The 21,856-nt window shown below is 44.9% G+C and carries 24 protein-coding genes; 17 read left to right on the top strand and 7 right to left on the bottom strand.

Annotation, left to right across the window (positions count from 1 at the left end):
* The first annotated feature begins 282 nt into the window (after positions 1 to 282).
* From sucA to RBB45_RS24420, 3 genes are all read left to right on the top strand, one after another.
* Entirely contained in the window at positions 283 to 3,123 is a 2,841-nt protein-coding gene (sucA, locus tag RBB45_RS24410) for a 2-oxoglutarate dehydrogenase E1 component (RefSeq protein WP_009793777.1), read from the top strand.
* Between the two features lies 1 nt (position 3,124).
* Positions 3,125 to 4,393: a 2-oxoglutarate dehydrogenase complex dihydrolipoyllysine-residue succinyltransferase gene (gene odhB, locus RBB45_RS24415; RefSeq protein WP_306010542.1), complete on the top strand. Its 1,269-nt coding sequence runs from the start codon at positions 3,125 to 3,127 to the stop codon at positions 4,391 to 4,393.
* 115 nt (positions 4,394 to 4,508) lie between these two features.
* Positions 4,509 to 4,634, top strand: a complete 126-nt coding sequence (locus RBB45_RS24420) for a hypothetical protein (protein ID WP_022543869.1) — start codon at positions 4,509 to 4,511, stop codon at positions 4,632 to 4,634.
* An 87-nt stretch (positions 4,635 to 4,721) separates the two neighbouring features.
* On the opposite strand, the gene sda is transcribed toward RBB45_RS24420, so the two are convergent.
* Positions 4,722 to 4,853, bottom strand: coding sequence for a sporulation histidine kinase inhibitor Sda (gene sda / locus RBB45_RS24425; protein WP_022543868.1), 132 nt, complete (start codon positions 4,851 to 4,853; stop codon positions 4,722 to 4,724).
* 267 nt (positions 4,854 to 5,120) lie between these two features.
* On the opposite strand from sda, the gene RBB45_RS24430 reads away from it, so the two are divergent.
* The 9 genes from RBB45_RS24430 to RBB45_RS24470 all read left to right on the top strand — a co-directional run bounded on the left by RBB45_RS24430 (position 5,121) and on the right by RBB45_RS24470 (position 12,300).
* Entirely contained in the window at positions 5,121 to 5,951 is an 831-nt protein-coding gene (locus RBB45_RS24430; RefSeq protein ID WP_129612181.1) for an AAC(3) family N-acetyltransferase, read from the top strand.
* Positions 5,935 to 6,714 (top strand): VOC family protein, encoded by a 780-nt coding sequence (locus tag RBB45_RS24435; protein WP_129612182.1) that lies wholly within the window; start codon positions 5,935 to 5,937, stop codon positions 6,712 to 6,714. Before RBB45_RS24430 ends, RBB45_RS24435 begins: the two co-directional genes overlap by 17 nt.
* An 18-nt stretch (positions 6,715 to 6,732) precedes the next feature.
* Positions 6,733 to 7,146, top strand: a complete 414-nt coding sequence (locus RBB45_RS24440; RefSeq protein WP_165352533.1) for a secondary thiamine-phosphate synthase enzyme YjbQ — start codon at positions 6,733 to 6,735, stop codon at positions 7,144 to 7,146.
* Positions 7,147 to 7,229: 83 nt separating this feature from the next.
* The gene (locus tag RBB45_RS24445) at positions 7,230 to 7,964 is read left to right on the top strand and encodes a class I SAM-dependent methyltransferase (RefSeq protein ID WP_306010554.1); all 735 of its coding nucleotides are present in this window, start codon (positions 7,230 to 7,232) and stop codon (positions 7,962 to 7,964) included.
* Between the two features lie 127 nt (positions 7,965 to 8,091).
* Positions 8,092 to 9,747, top strand: coding sequence for an AMP-binding protein (locus RBB45_RS24450; protein ID WP_035402570.1), 1,656 nt, complete (start codon positions 8,092 to 8,094; stop codon positions 9,745 to 9,747).
* 392 nt (positions 9,748 to 10,139) lie between these two features.
* Complete coding sequence (locus tag RBB45_RS24455) at positions 10,140 to 11,018, top strand: gamma-glutamylcyclotransferase (protein ID WP_094768999.1); 879 nt, start codon at positions 10,140 to 10,142, stop codon at positions 11,016 to 11,018.
* A gap of 90 nt (positions 11,019 to 11,108) precedes the next feature.
* Entirely contained in the window at positions 11,109 to 11,336 is a 228-nt protein-coding gene (locus RBB45_RS24460; RefSeq protein WP_009793788.1) for a hypothetical protein, read from the top strand.
* A 51-nt stretch (positions 11,337 to 11,387) separates the two neighbouring features.
* Positions 11,388 to 11,591: a DUF6501 family protein gene (locus tag RBB45_RS24465; RefSeq protein WP_009793789.1), complete on the top strand. Its 204-nt coding sequence runs from the start codon at positions 11,388 to 11,390 to the stop codon at positions 11,589 to 11,591.
* A 106-nt stretch (positions 11,592 to 11,697) separates the two neighbouring features.
* Positions 11,698 to 12,300 carry a GNAT family N-acetyltransferase gene (locus tag RBB45_RS24470; RefSeq protein ID WP_306010543.1) on the top strand — a complete coding sequence of 201 codons (603 nt, stop codon included), beginning with the start codon at positions 11,698 to 11,700 and terminating at the stop codon, positions 12,298 to 12,300.
* Here RBB45_RS24470 and RBB45_RS24475 read toward each other — a convergent pair.
* The 3 genes from RBB45_RS24475 to RBB45_RS24485 all read right to left on the bottom strand — a co-directional run bounded on the left by RBB45_RS24475 (position 12,293) and on the right by RBB45_RS24485 (position 14,046).
* Positions 12,293 to 12,835 (bottom strand): YhcN/YlaJ family sporulation lipoprotein, encoded by a 543-nt coding sequence (locus RBB45_RS24475; protein WP_306010544.1) that lies wholly within the window; start codon positions 12,833 to 12,835, stop codon positions 12,293 to 12,295. The genes RBB45_RS24470 and RBB45_RS24475 overlap by 8 nt on opposite strands.
* Positions 12,836 to 12,929: 94 nt before the next feature.
* Positions 12,930 to 13,718: a membrane protein insertase YidC gene (yidC, locus tag RBB45_RS24480; RefSeq protein WP_009793792.1), complete on the bottom strand. Its 789-nt coding sequence runs from the start codon at positions 13,716 to 13,718 to the stop codon at positions 12,930 to 12,932.
* A 25-nt stretch (positions 13,719 to 13,743) separates the two neighbouring features.
* Positions 13,744 to 14,046 (bottom strand): hypothetical protein, encoded by a 303-nt coding sequence (locus RBB45_RS24485; protein WP_148949459.1) that lies wholly within the window; start codon positions 14,044 to 14,046, stop codon positions 13,744 to 13,746.
* Positions 14,047 to 14,214: 168 nt separating this feature from the next.
* Between RBB45_RS24485 and RBB45_RS24490 the strand changes: the two genes are divergently transcribed.
* Entirely contained in the window at positions 14,215 to 15,111 is an 897-nt protein-coding gene (locus RBB45_RS24490) for a lysylphosphatidylglycerol synthase domain-containing protein (RefSeq protein WP_022543862.1), read from the top strand.
* A gap of 42 nt (positions 15,112 to 15,153) precedes the next feature.
* Here RBB45_RS24490 and RBB45_RS24495 read toward each other — a convergent pair whose 3' ends face one another.
* Together RBB45_RS24495 and RBB45_RS24500 are read right to left on the bottom strand one after the other, a co-directional pair.
* Positions 15,154 to 15,732 carry a biotin transporter BioY gene (locus tag RBB45_RS24495; protein WP_306010545.1) on the bottom strand — a complete coding sequence of 193 codons (579 nt, stop codon included), beginning with the start codon at positions 15,730 to 15,732 and terminating at the stop codon, positions 15,154 to 15,156.
* 141 nt (positions 15,733 to 15,873) lie between these two features.
* The gene (locus tag RBB45_RS24500) at positions 15,874 to 16,650 is read right to left on the bottom strand and encodes a glycoside hydrolase domain-containing protein (RefSeq protein ID WP_009793796.1); all 777 of its coding nucleotides are present in this window, start codon (positions 16,648 to 16,650) and stop codon (positions 15,874 to 15,876) included.
* Positions 16,651 to 16,871: 221 nt separating this feature from the next.
* On the opposite strand from RBB45_RS24500, the gene RBB45_RS24505 reads away from it, so the two are divergent.
* Genes RBB45_RS24505 through nadE form a run of 3 tightly spaced genes read left to right on the top strand, consistent with a single transcriptional unit; the run spans position 16,872 to position 19,737 of the window.
* Positions 16,872 to 17,417, top strand: coding sequence for a cysteine hydrolase family protein (locus RBB45_RS24505; RefSeq protein WP_009793798.1), 546 nt, complete (start codon positions 16,872 to 16,874; stop codon positions 17,415 to 17,417).
* 16 nt (positions 17,418 to 17,433) lie between these two features.
* Positions 17,434 to 18,897: a nicotinate phosphoribosyltransferase gene (locus RBB45_RS24510; RefSeq protein ID WP_009793799.1), complete on the top strand. Its 1,464-nt coding sequence runs from the start codon at positions 17,434 to 17,436 to the stop codon at positions 18,895 to 18,897.
* Positions 18,898 to 18,912: 15 nt separating this feature from the next.
* Complete coding sequence (gene nadE, locus RBB45_RS24515; RefSeq protein ID WP_009793800.1) at positions 18,913 to 19,737, top strand: ammonia-dependent NAD(+) synthetase; 825 nt, start codon at positions 18,913 to 18,915, stop codon at positions 19,735 to 19,737.
* A gap of 78 nt (positions 19,738 to 19,815) precedes the next feature.
* Here the strand turns inward: nadE and RBB45_RS24520 are convergent, their stop codons facing one another.
* A complete protein-coding gene (locus tag RBB45_RS24520; protein ID WP_306010546.1) occupies positions 19,816 to 20,865 on the bottom strand; it encodes a hypothetical protein in 1,050 nt (349 codons plus the stop codon).
* Between the two features lie 184 nt (positions 20,866 to 21,049).
* On the opposite strand from RBB45_RS24520, the gene safA reads away from it, so the two are divergent.
* Entirely contained in the window at positions 21,050 to 21,673 is a 624-nt protein-coding gene (safA, locus tag RBB45_RS24525; protein ID WP_101547766.1) for a SafA/ExsA family spore coat assembly protein, read from the top strand.
* The last annotated feature ends 183 nt before the right edge of the window (positions 21,674 to 21,856 follow it).

A 21,856-nucleotide genomic window follows, 5' to 3' on the forward strand; every position in this document is an offset into this window, starting at 1 on the left:
TACTATATTCATAATGGAGCGAAAAAAAATAGAAAAATCATTTTTTTAATATAGATTTTAAGGTGATGAAAAAAAATTACATTTTTCTTCTAATTTTCAGTTTAAATCCTTTGTACGATAGGGATTTGCGTGGTAAAATGTCATTGAAAACGTTTTATCCTCTGAATAAAATTATTATTCATACAATTTTGCGTTACTATTTCATATATTAGGGTAAAAATTTACGGGATAAAATGCCGGAAACTAAATGTTTTCTTAAAAAAACACTCGGAGGTAATTTTCATGAAAACGCCATCCAACGGCGAGGGACCTTTACAGGGGTTTCATGGACCAAACCTTGGCTATGTTATTGAATTATATGAAAGATTCCTGGAGGACCCTCAATCAGTAGACGCTGAAATGAGAGAGTACTTTGAAAAGTGGGGATCTCCTGAACAAACTCAGATTGACACCTTTGAAAATGATAAGCCTGTCCAGGCTGCTGCTCCCGGACAGCTGGAAAAAACGCTGGCAGCTATCCGCCTTGCGGATAATATCAGGGCGTACGGCCATATCTCGGCTGATATCTACCCATTAAAAAACAATAAGCCGGAGAAAGACATCCTTGCGCTGGAGCAATATGGATTGACCCGGAATGATCTGGAGCAGGTGCCTGCATCGATCATTTGTTCAGATGCCCCTTCACATGTACGCAATGGATTTGAAGCAATAGAGCATCTTAAGAATGTATATACCCAAACAATAGCTTATGAGTTTCATCATGTATACGATGTGAACGAAAAGAATTGGCTTCGGAACAAGGTGGAAACAGGCACACTGCTTGCAGAACCTTCAAATGAAAAGAAGGTGGGAGTCCTGAAAAGGCTGATGGAGGTTGAGGAGTTTGAAAAATTCCTTCATCGCACATTTGTTGGGCAAAAACGCTTTTCAATCGAAGGGCTTGATACGCTTGTGCCGCTATTGGACGAGCTGGTTGCAGAATCTGTTGTCGACGGAGCGAAGACGATCAATATCGGAATGGCTCACCGGGGCCGCCTGAACGTGCTTGCCCATGTGCTTGGTAAGCCGTATGAAATGATCTTCGCTGAATTCCAGCATGCGCCGAATAAAGAGCTTGTGCCTTCTGAAGGTTCTATCGGCATTAACTACGGCTGGACAGGCGACGTAAAATATCACCTGGGATTGGACAGGCAGATCAAGAAGGAAAACACGACTAAAGCAAGGCTGACGCTTGCTAATAACCCGAGCCACCTTGAATTCGTCGGCGCGGTAGTTGAAGGCTTCACACGGGCAGCCCAGGATGACAGAAGCGCTTCCGGCTATCCGAAGGAAGATCCAAGCTCGGCTATGGCAATCCTTATTCATGGTGACGCAGCTTTCCCGGGACAGGGAACTGTGGCAGAAACATTGAATCTCAGCCAGCTTACTGGTTACCGTACTGGCGGAACCATTCATATCATTGCAAATAATACGATCGGATTTACAACAGAATCCCAGGATTCCAGATCTACCCGGTATGCAAGCGATCTTGCCAAGGGCTATGAAATTCCGATCCTGCATGTAAATGCTGATGATCCTGAAGCTGTGGTAGCTGCCGCCCAGCTCGCCTGTGAATACAGGGCGAAATTCAATAAAGATTTTCTGATTGATCTGATCGGCTACCGACGTTTCGGACACAACGAAATGGATGAGCCGATGACGACAAATCCGCTTATGTACAATGTTATACATAAGCGCCCAACCATTAAATCACTATACAGTGAACAGCTGGTTGCAAACGGCACTCTTTCCAGGGAAAGCCTGGAAGGAATGGATGCTGAGGTTCTTGATAAGCTGAAAGAGGCCTATAATAAAGTTCCAGATAAGAAAAAGGAAGTTGAGGAAACCAATCCGCCTGAAACGGTTGAAAAAGGTATTCCTGAATTAGCCACAGCTGTTGAACTGAAGACATTAAAGCAAATCAATGAAGAGCTTCTGACATGGCCTGAAGATTTCAAGGTCTTCAATAAACTGGACAAAATCCTGAAGCGCAGGACTGAAGCGCTCGAAGGCAACGGAAAAATTGACTGGGGCCTTGCAGAAACATTGGCATTCGCCTCCATCCTGAAGGATGGTACGCCAATCCGCCTGTCCGGGCAGGATTCAGAACGCGGAACCTTTGCCCAGAGAAATGTTGTCCTTCATGACAGCAGTTCAGGAAAAGCTTATTCACCATTGCATATGCTTTCTTCTTCTAAAGCTTCATTTGCAGTCCATAACAGCCCGCTGTCAGAAATGGCTGTTGTCGGCTTTGAATACGGCTACAATGTATTCGCACCTGAAACTTTAGTGCTGTGGGAAGCACAATACGGTGACTTCTCCAATGCTGCACAAGTCATGTTCGACCAATTCATATCCGCTGGAAGAGCGAAATGGGGACAGAAATCCGGTCTTGTCATGCTTCTGCCTCATGGTTATGAAGGCCAGGGGCCAGAGCACTCGAGCGGCAGGGTTGAAAGATTCCTGACTTTAGCAGCTGAAAACAACTGGACAGTTGCCAACCTGACTTCATCTGCACAGTACTTCCATATTCTGAGGAGACAGGCTGCCATCCTGAACAGGGAAGAAGTAAGGCCTCTTGTCCTCATGTCGCCAAAGAGCCTGCTGCGCAACCCGAATGTTGCTTCCAACGGGCTGGAGCTCAGCGAAGGAGCCTTCCAGCCGATCATTGAACAGCCTGGATTGGGACAGGCAAAAGATCAGGTGAAAAGGATTGTATTTGGTACAGGAAAGATCATGATCGACCTTCATGAGAATATTGAGGATGCAGCTAACCTTGACTGGCTTCATATTTTAAGGGTCGAAGAAATTTACCCGTTCCCGATGAAGAAAATCAGAAGCATCCTTGAACAGTATCCAAACGTTGAGGAAATCGTATGGGTTCAGGAAGAGCCGAAGAATATGGGAGCATGGAATTTTGTAGAACCGCGCCTTTCCGAATTGGCTCCAGCCGGTGCAAAAGTTTCCTATACCGGAAGACGCCGCCGTTCAAGCCCGGCAGAGGGTGACCCGAACGTCCACAAAAAAGAACAAGCGCGCATCATTAATGAAGTCTTAACACGTACGGAAGAGGGAGGATTTTAAAGTGGCAGAAATTAAAGTTCCAGAATTGGCGGAATCAATTACAGAAGGTACGGTGGCTCAATGGCTGAAACAGCCGGGCGACTTTGTCAATAAAGGGGATTATGTCGTAGAGCTGGAAACCGACAAGGTCAATGTTGAAATCATCTCTGAATACAGCGGAGTCATCAAGGATCTCGGCGCACAAGAAGGTGACACTGTCCAGGTTGGCGAAACGATTGCGACAGTTGATACGGAAGCGACAGAAGGCAGTGCTCCTGCTGAAGAAGCACCAGCTGAGAAAGCGCCTCAGGCATCTGAGCAGCCGGCTGCTCCGAAAGAGCCTGTAACAAACGAAGCTAAGCCGCAGACAGAAGAAGAACAGGAAAAGAAGCAGCGTCCGATCGCATCTCCTGCAGCACGCAAGATGGCCCGGGAAAAAGGCATTGATCTCAGCCAGGTGCCGACAGCCGATCCTCTTGGCCGCGTAAGGGCACAGGATGTTTCCGGATACAATCCACAGGCAGCAAAGCAAGAATCAAAGCCAGCAGCTGCATCACCAGGACCTGTTGCACAGCCGGCACAGGACAGCAAGCCTGTCGAACGCGTCCGCATGTCCCGCCGCAGACAGACGATTGCCAATCGCCTTGTTGAGGTTCAGCAGAATGCTGCCATGCTGACAACGTTCAATGAAGTTGATATGACCAATGTAATGAACCTGCGCAAGCGCCGCAAAGACAAGTTCTTTGAAGAAAATGACGTTAAGCTGGGCTTTATGTCATTCTTCACAAAAGCAGTTGTTGCTGCCCTGAAGAAGAATCCTTTGTTGAATGCGGAAATACAGGGTGACGAGCTGGTACTCAAGAAATTCTATGATATCGGCATCGCTGTTTCTGCAAAAGAAGGCCTCGTCGTTCCTGTCGTACGGGACGCGGACCGGAAGAACTTTGCTGAAATAGAAGGCGACATCATGGATCTTGCTGACAAAGCAAGAAACAATAAACTTTCACTGAATGACCTCCAGGGAGGAACATTCACAATCACAAATGGCGGAGTATTCGGTTCACTGCTGTCAACACCGATCCTGAATGGCCCTCAGGTAGGCATCCTGGGAATGCACAGCATCCAGCTGCGCCCGGTTGCCATTGATGCCGAGAAGATGGAAAACCGCCCAATGATGTATATAGCATTATCATACGACCACCGCATCGTTGACGGAAAAGAAGCCGTTACCTTCCTGAAGCGCGTAAAAGAGCTGATCGAAGATCCGGAATCATTGCTTTTTGAAGCTTAATAGATAGGAAGCAGAGCCTTAACAGGCTCTGCTTTTTTGTGCGTCTAAAAAAGTTTCCTGAAGGAAACTTTTTGTCGTTTTTGAATAAGCTATATAAAAAGCAGGAGTGAGAAAAGTGGGACGAATTCAGAAGAAAATATACTGCTATTCAGCTTTAATGAAAAAAGCGGGGATCATCAGTGAAGAAGAATATCAAAAGATAATTGAGGGTTGCTGCGGCGGAAAAAGAAGCAGCAGCTGAACATGAGTCCTTGCACAGTTAAAAAAATTCATTAGGGTTAATACTAAAAAACCCGTTTAGATTATTCTAAACGGGTAAAATGCTTCATTAATTTTTAAATGGCCTTAGTCCTCTTCGCTGAATTTCACCTTTAAGTATGTTGATCCATTCTTTTTCCATACCAGTTTTCAATGCATCACGATACGAGACGACAAGTTGTTCATTACTCATAATTTTCATTTTGCATTCCTCCCAGAAAAAGAATTGAATATTCTTACTATTAATTTATTGTAAATGATTGTGCTCATTTTGAAAAGCAATAAGGTAAAAAAATTTACAATCGGTCCTAAAGTACCTATTTTACGCAACATTCCTCAAATCGATTATTTCTGTCGATTTAGGGTATGAATAGAAATTTACAGCTGGCGGAAGATAGACTCTGGTTATTAAAAAAAAGTAAAATAGACTGTGAGAGACATACAATTACAGGGAAGTAGTGAAATCATAATGAGTGAAGAAAAAGCAGTAAGCAGAAGCACAAGCCTGATAACAGCAGAGACGCTCAGGAAAGATCTTGAAAGTCTCGGTGTGCGTGAAGGAATGACTTTAATTGTACATTCAAGCCTCAGTTCAATCGGCTGGGTATGCGGTGCAGAACAGGCAGTCATTCAGGCATTACTTAGCGCCGTCGGCGAACAAGGCACAATTGTGATGCCGTCTCAGTCACTGGGAAACAGTGATCCAAAATATTGGCAGAATCCTGCTGTACCTGAAGAATGGTGGGATGGTATCAGGAAAGGCATGCCGGCTTATGATCCCACGACTACTCCTACAAGAGGAATGGGCAGGGTCGCTGAGCTGTTCAGGACTTTCCCGTACGCTAGAAGGAGCGGACATCCTACCGTTTCATTTTCAGCCATCGGCCGCCTGGCAGAGGAAATGACACAGACTCATTCCACCGATTTACCATTCGGGGAAGAATCTCCGCTGGCTAAGCTTTATGATTCCGGCAGCATGGTACTCCTGATCGGAGTGGGTTACGACAACAGCACAAGCATGCATTTGGGAGAGTACAGAGCAGGCGGCCTGAAAACCTATAAGCAAAGTTCTGCCATGATGGAGGGCGGGAAAAGGATCTGGAAGACTTATACAGAGGCAGAGGTTGATTCAGACCGCTTCCCTGAAATAGGACGGGCTTTTGAAAAAGAGCATTCTGTCATGAAAGGGAAGCTGGGGCAGGCAGACTGTCTGATGATGAGTCAAAGGGATATTGTTGACTTTACGGTAAAATGGCTGCAAAAAGAAAAAGGAGGCCAAATAAATGAATTTGAAGCTTGATCATATTGTGCACTTTATTGACAGGCACCCCGCTGAAGCGATTGATAAATTGAACCAAGAGGGACTGAAGGGATATATGGGCGGCCGGCATCCGCTCTGGGGAACCTATAACAGTGTCATTTACTTCAATTCTTCATACATAGAATTCCTGGCAGTGGAGGAGGCGGAGATTGCTGCTTCTTCTGATAATCCATTGATTCAGCAGCTCATAAAAGGGGTAAAAAGAGGAGAAAGAATCGGCCAGCTTTGCTTCAGGACCGAACATATCGGCAAGCTGCAGGAGCAAATGGCCAGTAATGGCATCAAAACAGTCATCCATAAAGGAAGAAGAACAAGGAAAGATGGTAAATTGATTAAATGGAAAATGCTTTTTGCTGAAGGGGGAGGCCGCCTTCCATATCCTTTTTTCATCGAGTGGGAACAGAAGGATGAAGAAAGGTTTAATGATTTAAGAAATACGGGCATCTTATTGCCCAGCCAGGAGTCACATGCGGTTAAGACCATTAAGATATTGACTGAGAATAAGAGCGAAACAGCAGAATCCTGGGCGAAGCTTTTGGGAGGCACCTCCCCAGTTAAGCAAAAGACTGCGGGTGAATCGTTAATTGTTCAGGCAGGAGGGTGCCGGATAGATTTTAGTGAACCATACAGCGAAGAAACCGAAATCATCTTCTCAGAGTTTGGGGAAACGATTTGGCAAGTCACTTACAGCCCGTCCCTGAAAGAGAACCGGATCCATATTTATGGCGGTATCTATCAATAAAAACAAAGGAGGATGCTTGTGCTTAAAAAATACTCGATAACTACCTCGATGCGGGATGAATTAGCAGAAATTACTGATACTGTAAGGGAATTTGCCTCAGATCAGGAACTCACTGAAGGAGCAATCCTTATATATTGCCCTCATACAACGGCAGGACTGACAATTAATGAAAATGCAGATCCAGATGTAAAAATTGATATGATCAACCGTCTCGATGAAACCTTTCCATGGAATCATTTAAAGGACCGGCATGAGGAAGGGAATACGGCCGCCCATCTGAAAGCTTCCTGCATGGGAGCTTCACAGCATGTCATCGTTACCGGCGGCAGTCTGCTGCTTGGTGTATGGCAGGGCATCTATTTCTGTGAATTCGATGGTCCCCGGGAAAGAACATTTTACCTTAAGGCCATTCATAATCGTGCAAAAGAGTAGGCAGGCGCTAAGGCGCCTTTTTTGTTTTGGTTTTTTGTGATAAAATTCAAAAGATTTGAATTTATGAAGAAAGAGGTGGAATGATGCCATTTAAGGGACCGGAAGCTTATGATGAGGAAGGGTTTTTCAGCAGCTATCTTTCCAGGAGATATCGGGCAGAGAGTCCGAATCATACAATGGAAGAGCCTGCCTTTTATTCTTTGGCCGGCAGCCCCTCAGGCAAGGAAATACTCGAAATTGGGTGCGGTGATGGCTCATATGCTGCCAGCCTGCTGGAAGCGGGATGTGCTTCTTATACTGGAATCGAAGGGTCGCAAAATATGGCCAGACTTGCACAAAAGCGGATGGGGAACTCCAATGGAACAGTGATTCATAGCAGGATAGAAGATTATGAGTGGGAGCAGGAAAAATATGATTTGGTCTTATCCAGGCTGGTCCTTCATTACATAGAAGACCTTGGCCCGGTTTTATCCCACATCCGCTCAGCCCTGAAGCCTGGGGGCAGGCTAGTCATCAGCCTGCAGCACCCCCTTTTGACTTCTTCTTTCAAAAGCACGGGCAGTGATGGAAAAAGAAAGGAATGGATCGTTGACGACTATTTTCTGACTGGAAAAAGGGAGGAGCCATGGATGGGGAGCTTAGTAGTAAAATACCACAGAACGGTTGAGAACTATTTTGGACTCCTCCAGCAGGCAGGACTGACTGTTGAAAGCTTGAAAGAAGCAGTTCCTCAGGAAGGATTATTTATGGATAAATCGGAGTATGAACGAAGAAGAAGGATACCATTATTCCTGCTGTTTTCCTGCAGCAAGCCATAATTATTGATAAGCCCTGCCGGGGATGCAGGGTTATTTCCCTCTCTAAATAATTGAATATTCTGTAAAATATGATAACATATTTGTAAGCCTTTTCAACACATTAGAAGGAGTGGGGAATATGCAGGGATTGCTTAATACAACAGTCGGAAAATTATTGGAAGAGAAATCACGGCTGCATCCGGGGCATGAAGCTGTCGTTTATCATACAGAAGGGCTGCGGATGACATACCATGAGTTTGACCAATATTGCCGGAAGGCTGCAAAAGGCTTAATGAAACTGGGCATTGAAAAAGGAGAAAACCTTGCTGTTTGGGCGGCAAATACACCAGAATGGCTTGCCTGCCAATTTGCCACAGGCAAGATGGGTGCTGTCCTTGTCACAGTGAACACGAATTACCAGGCTTCAGAGCTGGAGTATCTGCTTAAGCAGTCAGAGTCTTCCACTTTGATCCTTCAGGAGAATTACCGGGGTTCTTCTTACATAGACATGCTTTATGAAATTGTACCTGAGCTGAGGAAATCTGAGCCCGGCAAGCTGAAGAGCAAGAAGCTTCCCTTTTTGAAGAATATTATAGTCATGAGTAAAAACAGATATCCTGGAGCCTACTGCTGGGAAGATATCCTTCAATTATCAGAAGAAGTAAAAGACAGAGATCTCGACCGCCGGATGGAATTACTGGACCCAGATGATGTCATTAACATGCAATATACTTCAGGGACAACCGGTTTCCCTAAAGGCGTAATGCTGACACATGCTAACATCATCAATAACGCCTACCATATCGCAGGCTGCATGGAACTGGGAAAAGAGGACCGTCTATGCATTCCTGTCCCTTTTTTCCACTGCTTTGGATGTGTGCTTGGCACCCTCGCCTGTGTCTCTGTCGGAGCTACTATGCTCCCTGTCCGGGAATTCAGCCCGAAAGAGGTGCTGCTGACTGTCCAAAACGAAAAGTGCACCGGCCTTCATGGTGTACCGACGATGTTCATTGCCGAGCTTAACGACCCATCCTTTGGCGGATATGATCTTTCTTCACTGAGGACAGGGATCATGGCCGGCTCCAACTGCCCGATTGAGGTGATGAAAGCTGTCATTGAGAAAATGGGAGCGGCTGAAATTACGATTGCTTACGGACAGACAGAATCATCCCCAGTCATCACACAGACAAGGACAGACGACCCCATAGAGCTTCGTGTAGAGTCAGTTGGGAAGGCGCTGCCGCATGTCGAAGTCAAGATTGTAACTCCCGGGACTTCACATGAAGTTCCCCGGGGGACCCAAGGGGAACTATGTACAAGGGGCTATCATGTCATGAAAGGCTACTACAACAACCCTGATGCAACAAAAGAGGCCATTGACAGTGAAGGGTGGCTTCATACAGGGGACCTTGCTGTTATGGATGAGAACGGCTATTGCAGCATCACCGGCCGCCTGAAGGATATGGTGATCAGGGGAGGAGAAAATATATATCCCCGTGAAATTGAAGAATTCCTATATACCCATCCCAAGGTACTGGACGTGCAGGTCACCGGGGTTCCTGACCCGGTTTTCGGGGAAGAGCTGATGGCATGGATCATCCTGAAGGAAGGGGAAACCGCCGGGAAAGAGGAACTCAGGTCATTCTGCCGGGGAAAAATATCCAGGCACAAAATTCCCCGGTATTTTGAGTTTGTCAAAGAATATCCGATGACAGCCTCCGGGAAAATCCAAAAGTTTAAATTAAGGGAAAAAGCAAGAGAGATTGCAGAAAAAGAACAAGGAGCCCTGTTACGGCATAAATAAGATACTTCCTTTTTCAATCAAAAGTCTGAATACTGTTCCTCCTTCCCGCCAATGCTGCAGAATGCTCTGCAGATTATAATGAGAATATCAAAAAGCGGGAGGCGCAGCATGATGTATGAAGATACTTATGTAATTGAGAAGCTCAGTCAATACAGGGGAAAGGAATTGGCAAGTATAGTGTTTTTAGAAAAGGAAAAAAAGGAAAAATATCCTTTTTACTGCCACTTTTCACTATTTAAGAATAGGCCGGCATGCCATTGCAGCCAGCTTAATCTGTAGCCAGGTAAAGCAGGGTCTTCATTAGCCCCTGCTTTCTATATTCTGTATAATAGGCGTAAGGCAGGAATGACGGGAATCAACATTTCATTTTATATCAATATGGAGGTTTGACATTGTCTTACGTAAAGCTGTTTGTGTACGGTACATTGAGAAAGCATGAAGAGAATCACTATCTGCTGGAAACCGGCAGGTGCCTGGCAGAGCAGGCATGGGTTTACGGGGAACTGTATGACACAGGGCTGGGCTATCCTTCCATGAAGGCTTCAGCCAATCAGAAAGTATACGGGGAATTATATGAAGTGCACTTGGATCAATTCAAGGACCTTGATGAATTGGAGGATTATATTCCTGGCCGGAAGGATAATCTCTATGACAGGGTGGAGCAGGACATCCATACGGATGCCGGCTCCCTCAGCGGTTTTGTTTATATATCCAACAGAGATGATCTTTTGGCGAAACCTATCCTTCATGGCGATTGGAAACTTTACAGATTTATGGAAGAACGCCCTGCAGACGTATTATATTTTGCTTACGGCTCCTGTATGGACGATGAACGCTTCAGACTGGCAAAGGTGGATCATTTTTTTCAGCAGATTATTGGATCAGGCACCTTAGAAGGCTACTCAATGAAATATCTTCTGGAGAGGCCGGACGGGGGCAGGGGAGATATCATTGAGGATGGCGGATTGACTGAGGGGATCCTTTACCGATTGCCATATGATGCAGTCGAATACCTGTTCATCCGTGAAGGTTTTCATGGAGGACTGTATAGGCCCGTTTTCGTTGATATCAAATCAGAAGGCATTTTGCATAAAAATGTCCTTTCCTTTCATGTTTATAATAAACGGGATGAGCTTGCACCTCCTGACCATTATGCTGCAGAGATCCTTCGGGGTGCAAAGGGGAGGCTAAGCGGGGAATATTTCAAGAAGCTAGAAGGAAAGATCGCTGCGCTCCGTTCCCAAAGCCCTTTAGCTGGCCAAAAGGAATAAAAATTTCTGCTAAAGCCTATCCATAGGTTTAATACTGGCTCCCAAGGTGGTAAATAACCTTTGCCATCATCTCAGAAAGAGGGTCAGCATATGAATATGATTATGGATAATGGCTTGCTGATTGAAGTAATCTATAAGAAAAAGCTTTATCAATACTTAGAATTCATCCGGCTAGATAATATTTGCCAAAAAACATATGTAACATGCAAGAATATAGTGACAGGTGAAATGTACACTTTCGATGAAGAATATATTGATAACATCATTACTAATATCCAGCCAAAACCGGATGAAGAGGAAAATCCAGTTGCTATATAGGCTCCCGATTCTTTATACTAAAAGGTGAAAAAGCTGAAGGAGTGGCAAAAGATGATCCATTTAGACTGGCATGAACGGCCAACATTAAAAACAGTAAAATGCGTCCATACGAATGCAGCCAAGTATATTGTGAACAGGGCGCTTACTGAGGGCAAAGAGTATGAAGTAAAAAATGAGACAGAAGAGTTTTATTTTGTCGTAGACAATTCCGGAAAAGTGAGCGGTTTTTATAAAGATTACTTTCAGGAAGCTTAAGAAGAGAGCTCCGGGCATATGCCTGGGGCTTTTTATTTTTGAAAAAGGATTTTTCTCAACCATTGTCGAATATAGTTTTTCTTAGCAGAACAGGAGGAGAACTTTTATGGCATTATGGATAGAACCGCCCATCCTTGAAGGAAAGACCGTCAGGCTGAGCCCAATGCATGAAGAACAAAGCAGTTTGCTGTGGGAGGCTGCTGATTATAAGGAGATCTGGGAATATACGGCGTCAAAAATCTTTAGCCTTGATGAAATGGAGGCAGATATCCGGAAAGCGGCGGATTTGGAGAAGGAAGGGAAACACCTGGCTTTTTCGGTGGCCCTGAGGGAATCCGGCAGGCTTGTGGGCAGCACCAGGTTTCTGGACATCCTGCCGGAAAATAAAACGCTTGAAATCGGCTCAACATGGTATACGCCAGAGGTCTGGAGGACATCTGTGAATACGGAATGCAAGTTTCTCCTTCTTAGGCACGCTTTTGAACAATGGGATATGAACAGGGTCCAGCTAAAAACGGACAGCAGGAATGTCAGATCCCAGAAGGCAATTGAAAGGCTCGGTGCAGTTAAAGAGGGCATTCTTCGGAAAGACAGGATCATAGCAAATGGATACGCCAGGAATACTGTATTTTACAGCATCTTAAAAGAAGAATGGCCGGAAGTAAAAGAAAGGCTCATACAGAAAATGGAGCATATCTATCCTATTTAGGACTTGGAAATGTTTTTTCTGCAAGCATTATAAACTCCTGGTATAGCTGATCAACCGGTTTTCCGGCAATGATTGCATCCTGATAGGATTTTACGTGCTTATAAAACTCTGCATCCTCTGTTAAATAAACCGTTCTTGCAGAGTTTTCTCCCTGCATTGCCTGTTTGATTTCCTGTCTGGAGTTTTCGGCAAGCTGGTAATCATTACCTGGCTTTACCGCAACAAACGTGCGGTTATTCGTTTTAATCACGACAGCATCATTAACCATGTCCATACTGCTGATCCTATTAGAAGCATTTTCATCCAGGATCAGCCTGGGCGCTTCATTTTTCCCTTCATAAGATGTCCTTGTTGGATCTGTCAGCTTTGTGTTTGTTTCACTGTCTTCCTTCGGGCTGCTGATGAGATTTTCAGTCTGCTTGCTTCCCATATCCCTGATAGCAGTATCATCATATGTATCTTTTTCATTAATTCCGCAGCCGGGGAGAACAGAGAGGGCTGCAAATCCCGTTAGAAATAGTCTTTTGCTGATCAAAATCCCACATCCTTTCTATTCTTCATTATTTCAGAGTTCCATGCCATTTATACAAAAAAGAAGCATGAAGGTTTCCCTCATGCTTCTTTCAATATTACTTAGATATTTCCGCTTCTTTAGCTGCAGGAGCCGTCTGATAAAGCCTGCGTCCGATAAGGGTCTGCACGATAAGGAATGTTCCTCCTACAGTCCAGTATAATGGCAGGGCTGCTGGAGCGCTGAAGGAGAAGACCACAATCATGACCGGCGAGAGCAGTCCCATGAACTTCATCTGGTTTTGCTGCTGGACCGGCATATTGGCCTGAGTCACTTTAAACTGCAGATAGTAGACTATGCCTGCTGCAGCTGTTATGAGCAGATCAGGCTGTCCAAGGTTGAACCATAGAAAAGAATGGGTAGCAATTTCATGAGAACTTCTGATGGCATAGTAAAAGCCCATCAGAATAGGCATTTGAATCAGGATAGGAAGACAGCCCATATTGAGCGGGTTGACTCCATGCTTGCGGTAAAGGGCAAACATTTCCTGCTGCAGCTTTTGCTGTTCTTTTTGATCTTTCGTCTTTTTCAACTGGGCCTGGATCTTGTCCATTTCCGGCTTCAGCACATCCATTTTGCCTTTCATATCCTGCTGCCTTTTGTACTGCTTAAGCATAAGCGGCATAAGGGCCAGGCGGATGATCAGCGTAATAAGGATGATGGATAAACCGAAATTGCCATTAAATAATTCAGCGACCATATGGATGGCACTTGCAAAAGGCTGGACCAGATAGGTGTTGAAAAAGCCATCACTCTGCTGGCCGGGCTGTGATGCCTGGCATGCGGAAAGAAGGATAGCTGTTAAAGATAGAACAAGAAATGCAGCAGGATTTTTTTTCAATTTCAATTTAATTCCTCCATTAGTTTAAATTTTAGATAGCAAATTTAAGCAAAATGGAGGAGTCTGCATCCTCGGAGTCGCTGCCCGATCCTTCCTTGGCGCGTATATATTTGGCAATCCAGCGGAGAAGCGGGCTGAAGGGCCTGCCGCATGCTTCGTAAAGCTTAAGGCTTCCGGAACCGGCGCCCAGCTCGGCTGGCTTGCAGGTAGATTCCATGAAAGAGTATTCAATATTCCATGCCCATAAGAACTTTACTGTAAGGCCAAGCATGAAGCTCGCATACAAAGTATATTCAGCCGGAATATTTGTAAAATCCATTAAAAGATCAAACATTCATTCACCCCATACATTAGTAGGCCAATACGGTCATTATATGCTATTTCAGCACTAAAGGCAATGTTGCTCGGCGGCGGCCCAACTGATTCAGCAGGCTGCAGATTCTTTTTAAACGAAAGAATGAATAGGATAAGTTATAGCAGATTAACAGAGAGGAGGAAAAGGGTGGCAATAAAAAATAAATATATCTTTCTACTAAAACTTGCCCTGCCAGCATTATTTTTCATTGTCTTAGGATATGAGGCTAAAGGCATGCTCTCCAAATTGGACTGGGATGCTTCTGCCGGATTGGCCCGCAGTCTTTCATTCCTTGATTTGCTCTATATATTTGCTCTTGGAATCGCCGCCCTTTCTCCAATGTACTTTTACGATGTTGTACTGCTTCAGATGTTTTCTGTCCATATACCGAAAACAAAATTATTCTTTTATTCACTTTCAGCTAACGCGTATTCCAATATCGTGGGTCTGGGAGGCATAGCGGGTGCCACCCTCAGGACATATTTCTATAAGAAATATCTGCCGAAGGACAGTCCGCTGGTATTGACGGCTGCCAAGCTCTCGTTCTTCTTTTTAACCGGTCTTTCTCTTTTTGCAATTGCTGTCCTAACCAATTCTGCAGGGCCGCTGGATGGCTGGGAGAGTGTGCCCTTATGGGCGATTGCACTTTATAACCCGCTTTTTTTGGCACTTTACTGGCACCGGAAGCCTTTTTGGGATATTCCCGGAAACCGGAAAGGCTTTGTATCTGAGCTGGTTGCCATTTCAATCTTTGAATGGCTGTTCATCGTCCTATGCATATGGGGGATATCCCATACAATCGGGGTGAACATATCCTTTTTTCAGCTGTTCCCAATCGTCATCATCGCGCTGTGTACTGGAATTATCAGCATGATTCCGGGCGGAGCAGGATCTTTTGATCTGATCTTCCTCTTAATGATGCAGAGGGAGGGGGTTGCAGGTGAAGCTGCCATGCTCATCCTGTTTTTGTACAGGCTCAGCTATTATCTATTCCCAGTCCTTCTAGGAACACCGTTTATTGTAAAGAAAATACTGGGAAAATAAAATGGCTGCCCTCATAATGGACAGCCCTCAATTTTTATTATATTATGCAGACTCTTTTACTGCGGGTCCTGACGTGAAGATGAGCCTTGCACTCACAAGCCTTCGCCTTACAATGATCCCGGCCCAGGCTGCCAGGGCCGCTTTTATGACTCCTACAGCAAGGAAAGGCGTAAATCCTCCTGCTATTGCAGCACCCCATCCAAGCCCTGCTGCAATCTTAAGCCAGGCAGTTCCAAAAATGAGGGTAACGAACATCCCGATTATGTTGGCCACTAAAGCATGCTTGAAGGTAAAACCCGTTTTTTCAATATACAGCCCGGTGATAAAAGCGGCAGGAATAAAGCCGACAAGATACCCTCCCGTTGGACCGGCCAGCTTTGAAATGCCTCCTGAAAATTCAGCAAAAACAGGAACACCGGCAGCGCCGATAATCAGATAAAGAATAACCGATAAAGTTCCGTAACGGGAGCCAAGTATGGTAGCTGCCAGTCCGACTGCCAGCGTCTGGCCGGTAATTGGCACGAGAGGCAGCGGGACAGTAATCTGTGCCAGCACCCCGATGATCGCTGCAAATAATGCAGTCACAATCATTGACCTAAGTTTAAGTTGATCTTTCGTCATCATGATTCTCCTTTTCAGTAAACTATAATCTTATGTATGTTAACAATTAAAATGTAAACCTTTCAGAATTTAATGTCAACCAAAAAATATATAAGTTTACTTAAAAGTAAAGTCCGGCTTCATGAAGCCGGACTGACGGTTCTACTTCCATATATATTCAATCATACGCCCCTTAAATAGATTGGTATCAATATTGCAGGCTTCGGCATCTAGTCCATATTGCCAGCCCAACACAGCTGACCCTTCCGGTGCTTCCGGACTGTAGGCAGGTGCCTCGCTTTCAGTGGAAATCCCAGCTTGAGGATAAGCTGTCCAAATAATTACATTCTCCTTCAATCCGGCTGAGTCTGCGGCAGCATTATTATAAGCGGCATACAGAGTGCTGTTGCTGGAAAAAACACCATAAATCCCTGCCTCATATGGAGATTCACTCATAGCGCCGTAATAGCCTCTAATAAAGTCAGAGTCAACCGGATAGTCAGGTTCTATATCAGCAAAAATGGCTGTACCTTCCGGAACCCCCAGCTCACTGGCAAGCTGAATCCCCAGATTCCCTATTTCTGTTCCATTTTCCATGCCTGTAGCATCTGTGAATTGGTTATTGATCAGCAGGATTCCGGCATTATTGGATTGCAGAAAGGCCGCTTCCTCTTTTGTCAGTCCTTGTGAAACTCCTTCTTTAGTTCCCAGATATCGTCCCCAGATCTGAGGGTTCCCAAAGTTATCTCTAACACAGGAAAATAGTTCCTCTGTCGTCAGGCTGGCGGAATCGACTCCCCACACCACCGATTCGGGATCGGTCTCATTTCCGCCGCTGTCATCTCCCTTTGAAGGACCCCAGTGGAAAATAATAAAAGGAATGGCCGCTATCAGAAGGACCGGGATCAATACAGCAAAGAACTGCTTCCAATTAATCATCTGTCACACTCCTTTCATCGTTACATGATATTCTCAGGCCCGGGAGTGTGCTTGGGCTTTCAAAGATTCTGAGCCGGTTGCAGGGCTTTATAAGAGTAAATAGCTTGAAGTTGGGGTATCATCGTAAAAGATGAACCATTTTGGAGAAAGCTCCGGGATGATTCCTTCCATGAATTGGCTTATAATAGATTTATTCTTAAAGAGCAAGGGAGGAATTCTGTATGAAAAAAGCATTAATCAATATTGATTACACTTATGATTTTGTAATCGGAGCCCTGCCGTGCGGCAAGCCTGCCCAGGAAATCGAAGAATACATAACAAACCTTACTGAGACTTTCATAAAGGAAGGGCATTATACCGTTTTTGCCATTGATCTCCACAAAGAAAATGATCCTTTTCATCCTGAAACAGAGCTTTATCCGCCCCATAACATAGAAGGTACTAAAGGGCGGGATTTATATGGCAGCCTGAAAAATGTGTTTATGCAGCACCAGAGTAAGGAAAATGTCCACTGGATGGACAAAACGCGCTATAGTGCCTTTGCAGGAACTGATCTTGAACTTAAGCTGAGGGAGCGGGGGATTGAAGAGCTCCATCTGGCAGGGGTCTGTACCGATATCTGTGTTCTTCATACAGCTGTGGATGCTTATAATAAAGGGTATAAAATCATCGTGCATGAGAAGGCGGTCGCAAGCTTTAACCAGGCAGGACACAGCTGGGCACTGGAGCATTTCAAAGGCAGCCTGAATGCTTTGGTAATAGAGTAATCATTGGAGGTAGGACATGAAAGGAAAGTATCTGGACGACAGTTTGACTCTTCATACTGACTTATATCAAATCAATATGGCCGAAACATACTGGGAGGATGGCGTTCATAACCGTAAAGCGGTGTTTGAGCTATTTTTCCGGAAGCTACCGTTTGGAAACGGCTATGGTATTTTTGCCGGCCTTGAACGGGTAATAGGCTATCTCGAAAATTTCCGTTTTACTGAAACAGATATCGATTATTTAAGGGATGAGCTTCACTATAAAGAAGATTTCCTTGAGTATCTGGCAGAATTGCGATTCACCGGATCTGTCCGTTCAATGGCAGAAGGTGAACTTGTTTTCGGAAACGAGCCGATCATGAGGATTGAAGCTCCGCTTGCCCAGGCGCAATTGGTCGAAACGGCGCTTTTGAATATTATTAATTACCAGACCCTTATTGCAACCAAGGCTTCCCGCATCAAGCAGGTGGTCGGCGAGGAAACTGCGATGGAATTCGGAACGAGAAGAGCACAGGAAATGGATGCTGCCATCTGGGGAACAAGAGCGGCCTATATAGGAGGCTTCAACGCAACCTCCAATGTGCGGGCCGGGAAGCTGTTCGGCATTCCTGTTTCCGGTACACATGCACATGCGCTTGTACAGGCTTACCGGGATGAATATACTGCATTTCACAAATATGCACGCCGGCATAAAGACTGTGTATTCCTGGTAGATACTTATGACACCCTGAAATCCGGGGTTCCAAACGCCATTAAGGTAGCGAAGGAACTTGGCGATAAAATCAACTTTATAGGGATAAGGCTGGACAGCGGCGACCTTGCCTATCTTTCAAAAGAAGCCAGAAGGATGCTGGATGAAGCCGGGTTCCCGAATGCAAAGATAGTAGCATCAAATGACCTTGATGAATACACCATCATGAACCTGAAAGCCCAGGGTGCAAAAATAGACACATGGGGCATCGGGACAAAGCTTATCACGGCTTATGAGCAGCCAGCCCTGGGTGCCGTTTATAAGCTTGTGTCCATTGAGGATGAAGAAGGTAACATGAAAGACACCATCAAAATCAGCGGCAATCCTGAAAAGGTCACAACCCCTGGCCTGAAAAAGGTTTACAGGATCATCAATACGGCTAATCAAAAATCAGAGGGCGACTATATTGCTATGGAGAATGAACGGCCCGAAGAAGAAGAAAGGCTGAAAATGTTCCATCCGGTCCATACCTTTATCAGCAAATTCATCACCAGCTTTAAGGCACAGGAGCTGCATCATGATATTTTCCGTGATGGGAAGCTTGTATATGAAACCCCTGAGCTCAACAAGATACAAGCTTTTGCAAAGAGCAATCTGCATGTGCTCTGGGATGAATACAAGCGCTCCCTCAATCCTGAGGAATATCCGGTTGATTTGAGCACATTATGCTGGGAAAACAAAATGCGCAATATTGAGCAAGTTAGAGAAAAGGTGAAACGGAATCAATAGAGGAGGAGAAACAAAATGAATCTGCAAAAAAGAATTATGGAAGAGTTAAATATAAAGCCAGAAATTAATCCTTCTGAAGAAATCAGAAATAGAGTCCAATTTTTGAAAGATTACCTGGTGGCCTCCCAGGCAAAAGGCTATGTGCTCGGAATCAGCGGCGGACAGGATTCAACCCTTGCCGGCAGGCTGGCCCAGATGGCGGTGGAGGAATTGAGGAGTGAAGGGCATGAAGTGCGCTTCATAGCCGTCCGCCTTCCGTATGGAGTGCAGCAGGATGAGGATGACGCACAGCTTGCTCTTTCATTCATCAAAGCCGACACTGAATACTCTTTTAATGTAAAAAATGCTGTAGATGCCGTTAAAGAAGAATTTGACACCATCACAAAAGGCGAGCCTTTGTCTGATTATCATAAGGGTAATGTAAAAGCCAGGATGCGCATGATTGCCCAGTATGCTATTGGCGGCCAGGAAGGACTTCTTGTCATCGGCACAGACCATGCAGCAGAGGCAGTTACCGGCTTCTTTACGAAATATGGCGACGGCGGAGCAGACATACTTCCTCTAACAGGTCTCACGAAACGCCAGGGTAAGGCGCTCCTGAAGGAAATGGGTGCAGAAGAACGCCTCTATCTCAAGACCCCTACCGCCGACCTTCTAGATAATAAGCCGGGACAGGCGGATGAGACTGAGCTGGGGATCAGCTATGATGAGCTGGATGATTACCTGGAAGGAAAAGAGGTTTCACCTGAATCTGCCGAAAAGATCGAAAAGAGATACCTGATCACCGAACATAAAAGACAGCTGCCTGCTTCCATGTTTGACAGCTGGTGGAAAAAATAAAAAACGGACCTATGGCAGAAATGCCGGACAGAGCCAGTAAATACTAAGAAAAGCCGTCCAATCAGTGGACGGCTTTTCTTACTTTGGAAGTCTGGATTTAAGTTCTTTAGCGAATGCCTGCGGTTCATCAGCGTCCAGAACAATCCGGTCAGCCTGCTGGACTATTCCGAAAGGCATCAGTACTTTTCCCGGCTCTTTAAGCCTGATTTCAATCTGAGGCTTTTCCTGCATAAAGTCGATGGCCCTTGCATCATAGAGAGTTTGCAGTTCTTTTTTTGTAAACTTTTCGGGACCTTCGTAGAAAGATATGCTTTCAATATTGCTGAGCTTCACTTCCATGCTTTTGGAAAGCCCTGTTTGCAGCAAAAGGACTTCTTGTGTCAATAGATAAGGGGTCAGCCGCATTGCATGCAGCTCTCCGATGAAATATAAAACTGCATACACATTCAATATAAGAAGAATATTAGAAATAACCGCATTCCATTGATGCAGAAAGAAGTGCAGTCCAACCGATTCAAGAACTGTTGCATGAATCAGCATGATGTAAACGGCCGTTGAGCTTTTCTTTTTATGATAGGTAAATACAGTGCCAGTGTCTGTCAGAGGCTTTCTTTTCCAAGAAAATAAGGAATAGTGGAAAAGGGCGATTTCAGACATTAAAAGCCTGAGAGCCGCTGAATCAGAAAAATACTTTCCGGCTGCTTTGTCCAAATTGTATTTCAGAAAAGAATCATGGGTGTTCCGCCTATTAAGTTCTTTATAAAATTGCCATATTTTTTGTTTGTTTCCCAGTATTGCAGCCGAGAAGATAAAGATTTCCCCGAGAATAAGCATAAACTGCAGCATATTGGCTGATTGCAGGTGCCCGTCAGGGATAATCACTTGTGAGAGTACATAAGCGGCAAAAAGGACGGGGCTTAAATATAGAATAGAGTGTTTTCTCCTTAAAAGGAGAAAATAAACCAAAGCCGGCAGGACAATATACAAATCCGCCAAAGTGCCCCAATAAACTCCCTTAGGGACAGGAGCTAAATAAGATGTCCGATAAAGCAGGCAATTTGCTGCGATTACCATGCCTGCAAGTACTGCAAAAGTAGCTTTATCATACCTTTTAATGGACAACAACATAGTTCTCACCTCATTTCCATTATATAGGAATTGATGGAGTGCAAGAAGGCCTTTGAGTGCAGCTTTGTGAAACATTTATGAATATTTGACTCCATTTCCAGGTTTCATCAGAGAGGGAAAATCCCGCAAAAATGGCCAGGAATTACCGCTGGCTCTGAGACTATCTATCTGGTTAAATAGCAGTATGAAAACATTACTGAAATATTCTATCATTTTATTGCTTTCCGTCACCTTTGTCTTTGGAACGCGCTTAACAGCGGACGCTTCAACCGTACATACAGTACAAAAAGGGGATACGATGTGGAAAATAGCCCAGCAATATCAGGCGGGCATTACAGAAATCATCAATCTGAATTCCCATATCACAAACCCTCATTTCATTTATCCGGGCCAGAGGATCACCATTCCTTCAGCAGCAGCCGAACAATCTGCCGAAGAACAGGTAGTCCAGCTGGTAAACAAAGAAAGGGCGAAATACGGCCTGAAGCCACTTCAGTCCAACTGGGAGCTCTCAAGGACTGCAAGGTACAAATCCCAGGATATGATCAACAAAAACTATTTTGATCACAACTCTCCAACCTATGGTACACCATTTGATATGATGAAGAGCTTTGGAATTTCCTACAGGACAGCAGGGGAAAATATCGCTGCCGGACAATCCACACCACAGGCTGCAGTCACCGCCTGGATGAACAGTGAAGGCCACCGCAAAAACATCCTCAGCAGCAGCTTCACCGAAATCGGCGTCGGATATGCCAAAGGAGGCAGCTACGGGCATTACTGGACACAGATGTTTATTGGGCGATAGGAAGGCATTGGCTATACTGAACAGCAAATGTATCTTGGAAAAAGAGGGTTCCAGCCTGATGCGCTGGAATCCTCTTTTTATTTAATCGGGGAACAGAACTGAGGTTTATTCATTGAGTTGAAATTTTGCTCGGGCAAACTGGACTGTATAGGTCGAGTGTCTCAGTCGGCTGATCAAAAGCCC

The organism is Bacillus sp. MMSF_3328, from assembly GCF_030733525.1.
In the GTDB taxonomy this organism is placed as follows: domain Bacteria; phylum Bacillota; class Bacilli; order Bacillales; family Cytobacillaceae; genus Bacillus_AB; species Bacillus_AB infantis.

Bases quoted from the DNA above. Each gene is read 5' to 3' on its own strand.
- sucA (WP_009793777.1), top strand. From the start codon at position 283: ATGAAAACGCCATCCAACGGCGAGGGACCTTTACAGGGGTTTCATGGA.
- sda (WP_022543868.1), bottom strand. From the start codon at position 4,853: ATGAAAATTATGAGTAATGAACAACTTGTCGTCTCGTATCGTGATGCA.
- RBB45_RS24430 (WP_129612181.1), top strand. From the start codon at position 5,121: ATGAGTGAAGAAAAAGCAGTAAGCAGAAGCACAAGCCTGATAACAGCA.
- RBB45_RS24435 (WP_129612182.1), top strand. From the start codon at position 5,935: ATGAATTTGAAGCTTGATCATATTGTGCACTTTATTGACAGGCACCCC.
- RBB45_RS24445 (WP_306010554.1), top strand. From the start codon at position 7,230: ATGCCATTTAAGGGACCGGAAGCTTATGATGAGGAAGGGTTTTTCAGC.
- RBB45_RS24460 (WP_009793788.1), top strand. From the start codon at position 11,109: ATGAATATGATTATGGATAATGGCTTGCTGATTGAAGTAATCTATAAG.
- RBB45_RS24465 (WP_009793789.1), top strand. From the start codon at position 11,388: ATGATCCATTTAGACTGGCATGAACGGCCAACATTAAAAACAGTAAAA.
- RBB45_RS24470 (WP_306010543.1), top strand. From the start codon at position 11,698: ATGGCATTATGGATAGAACCGCCCATCCTTGAAGGAAAGACCGTCAGG.
- RBB45_RS24485 (WP_148949459.1), bottom strand. From the start codon at position 14,046: ATGTTTGATCTTTTAATGGATTTTACAAATATTCCGGCTGAATATACT.
- RBB45_RS24495 (WP_306010545.1), bottom strand. From the start codon at position 15,732: ATGACGAAAGATCAACTTAAACTTAGGTCAATGATTGTGACTGCATTA.
- RBB45_RS24500 (WP_009793796.1), bottom strand. From the start codon at position 16,650: ATGATTAATTGGAAGCAGTTCTTTGCTGTATTGATCCCGGTCCTTCTG.
- RBB45_RS24505 (WP_009793798.1), top strand. From the start codon at position 16,872: ATGAAAAAAGCATTAATCAATATTGATTACACTTATGATTTTGTAATC.
- RBB45_RS24510 (WP_009793799.1), top strand. From the start codon at position 17,434: ATGAAAGGAAAGTATCTGGACGACAGTTTGACTCTTCATACTGACTTA.
- nadE (WP_009793800.1), top strand. From the start codon at position 18,913: ATGAATCTGCAAAAAAGAATTATGGAAGAGTTAAATATAAAGCCAGAA.
- RBB45_RS24520 (WP_306010546.1), bottom strand. From the start codon at position 20,865: ATGTTGTTGTCCATTAAAAGGTATGATAAAGCTACTTTTGCAGTACTT.
- safA (WP_101547766.1), top strand. From the start codon at position 21,050: ATGAAAACATTACTGAAATATTCTATCATTTTATTGCTTTCCGTCACC.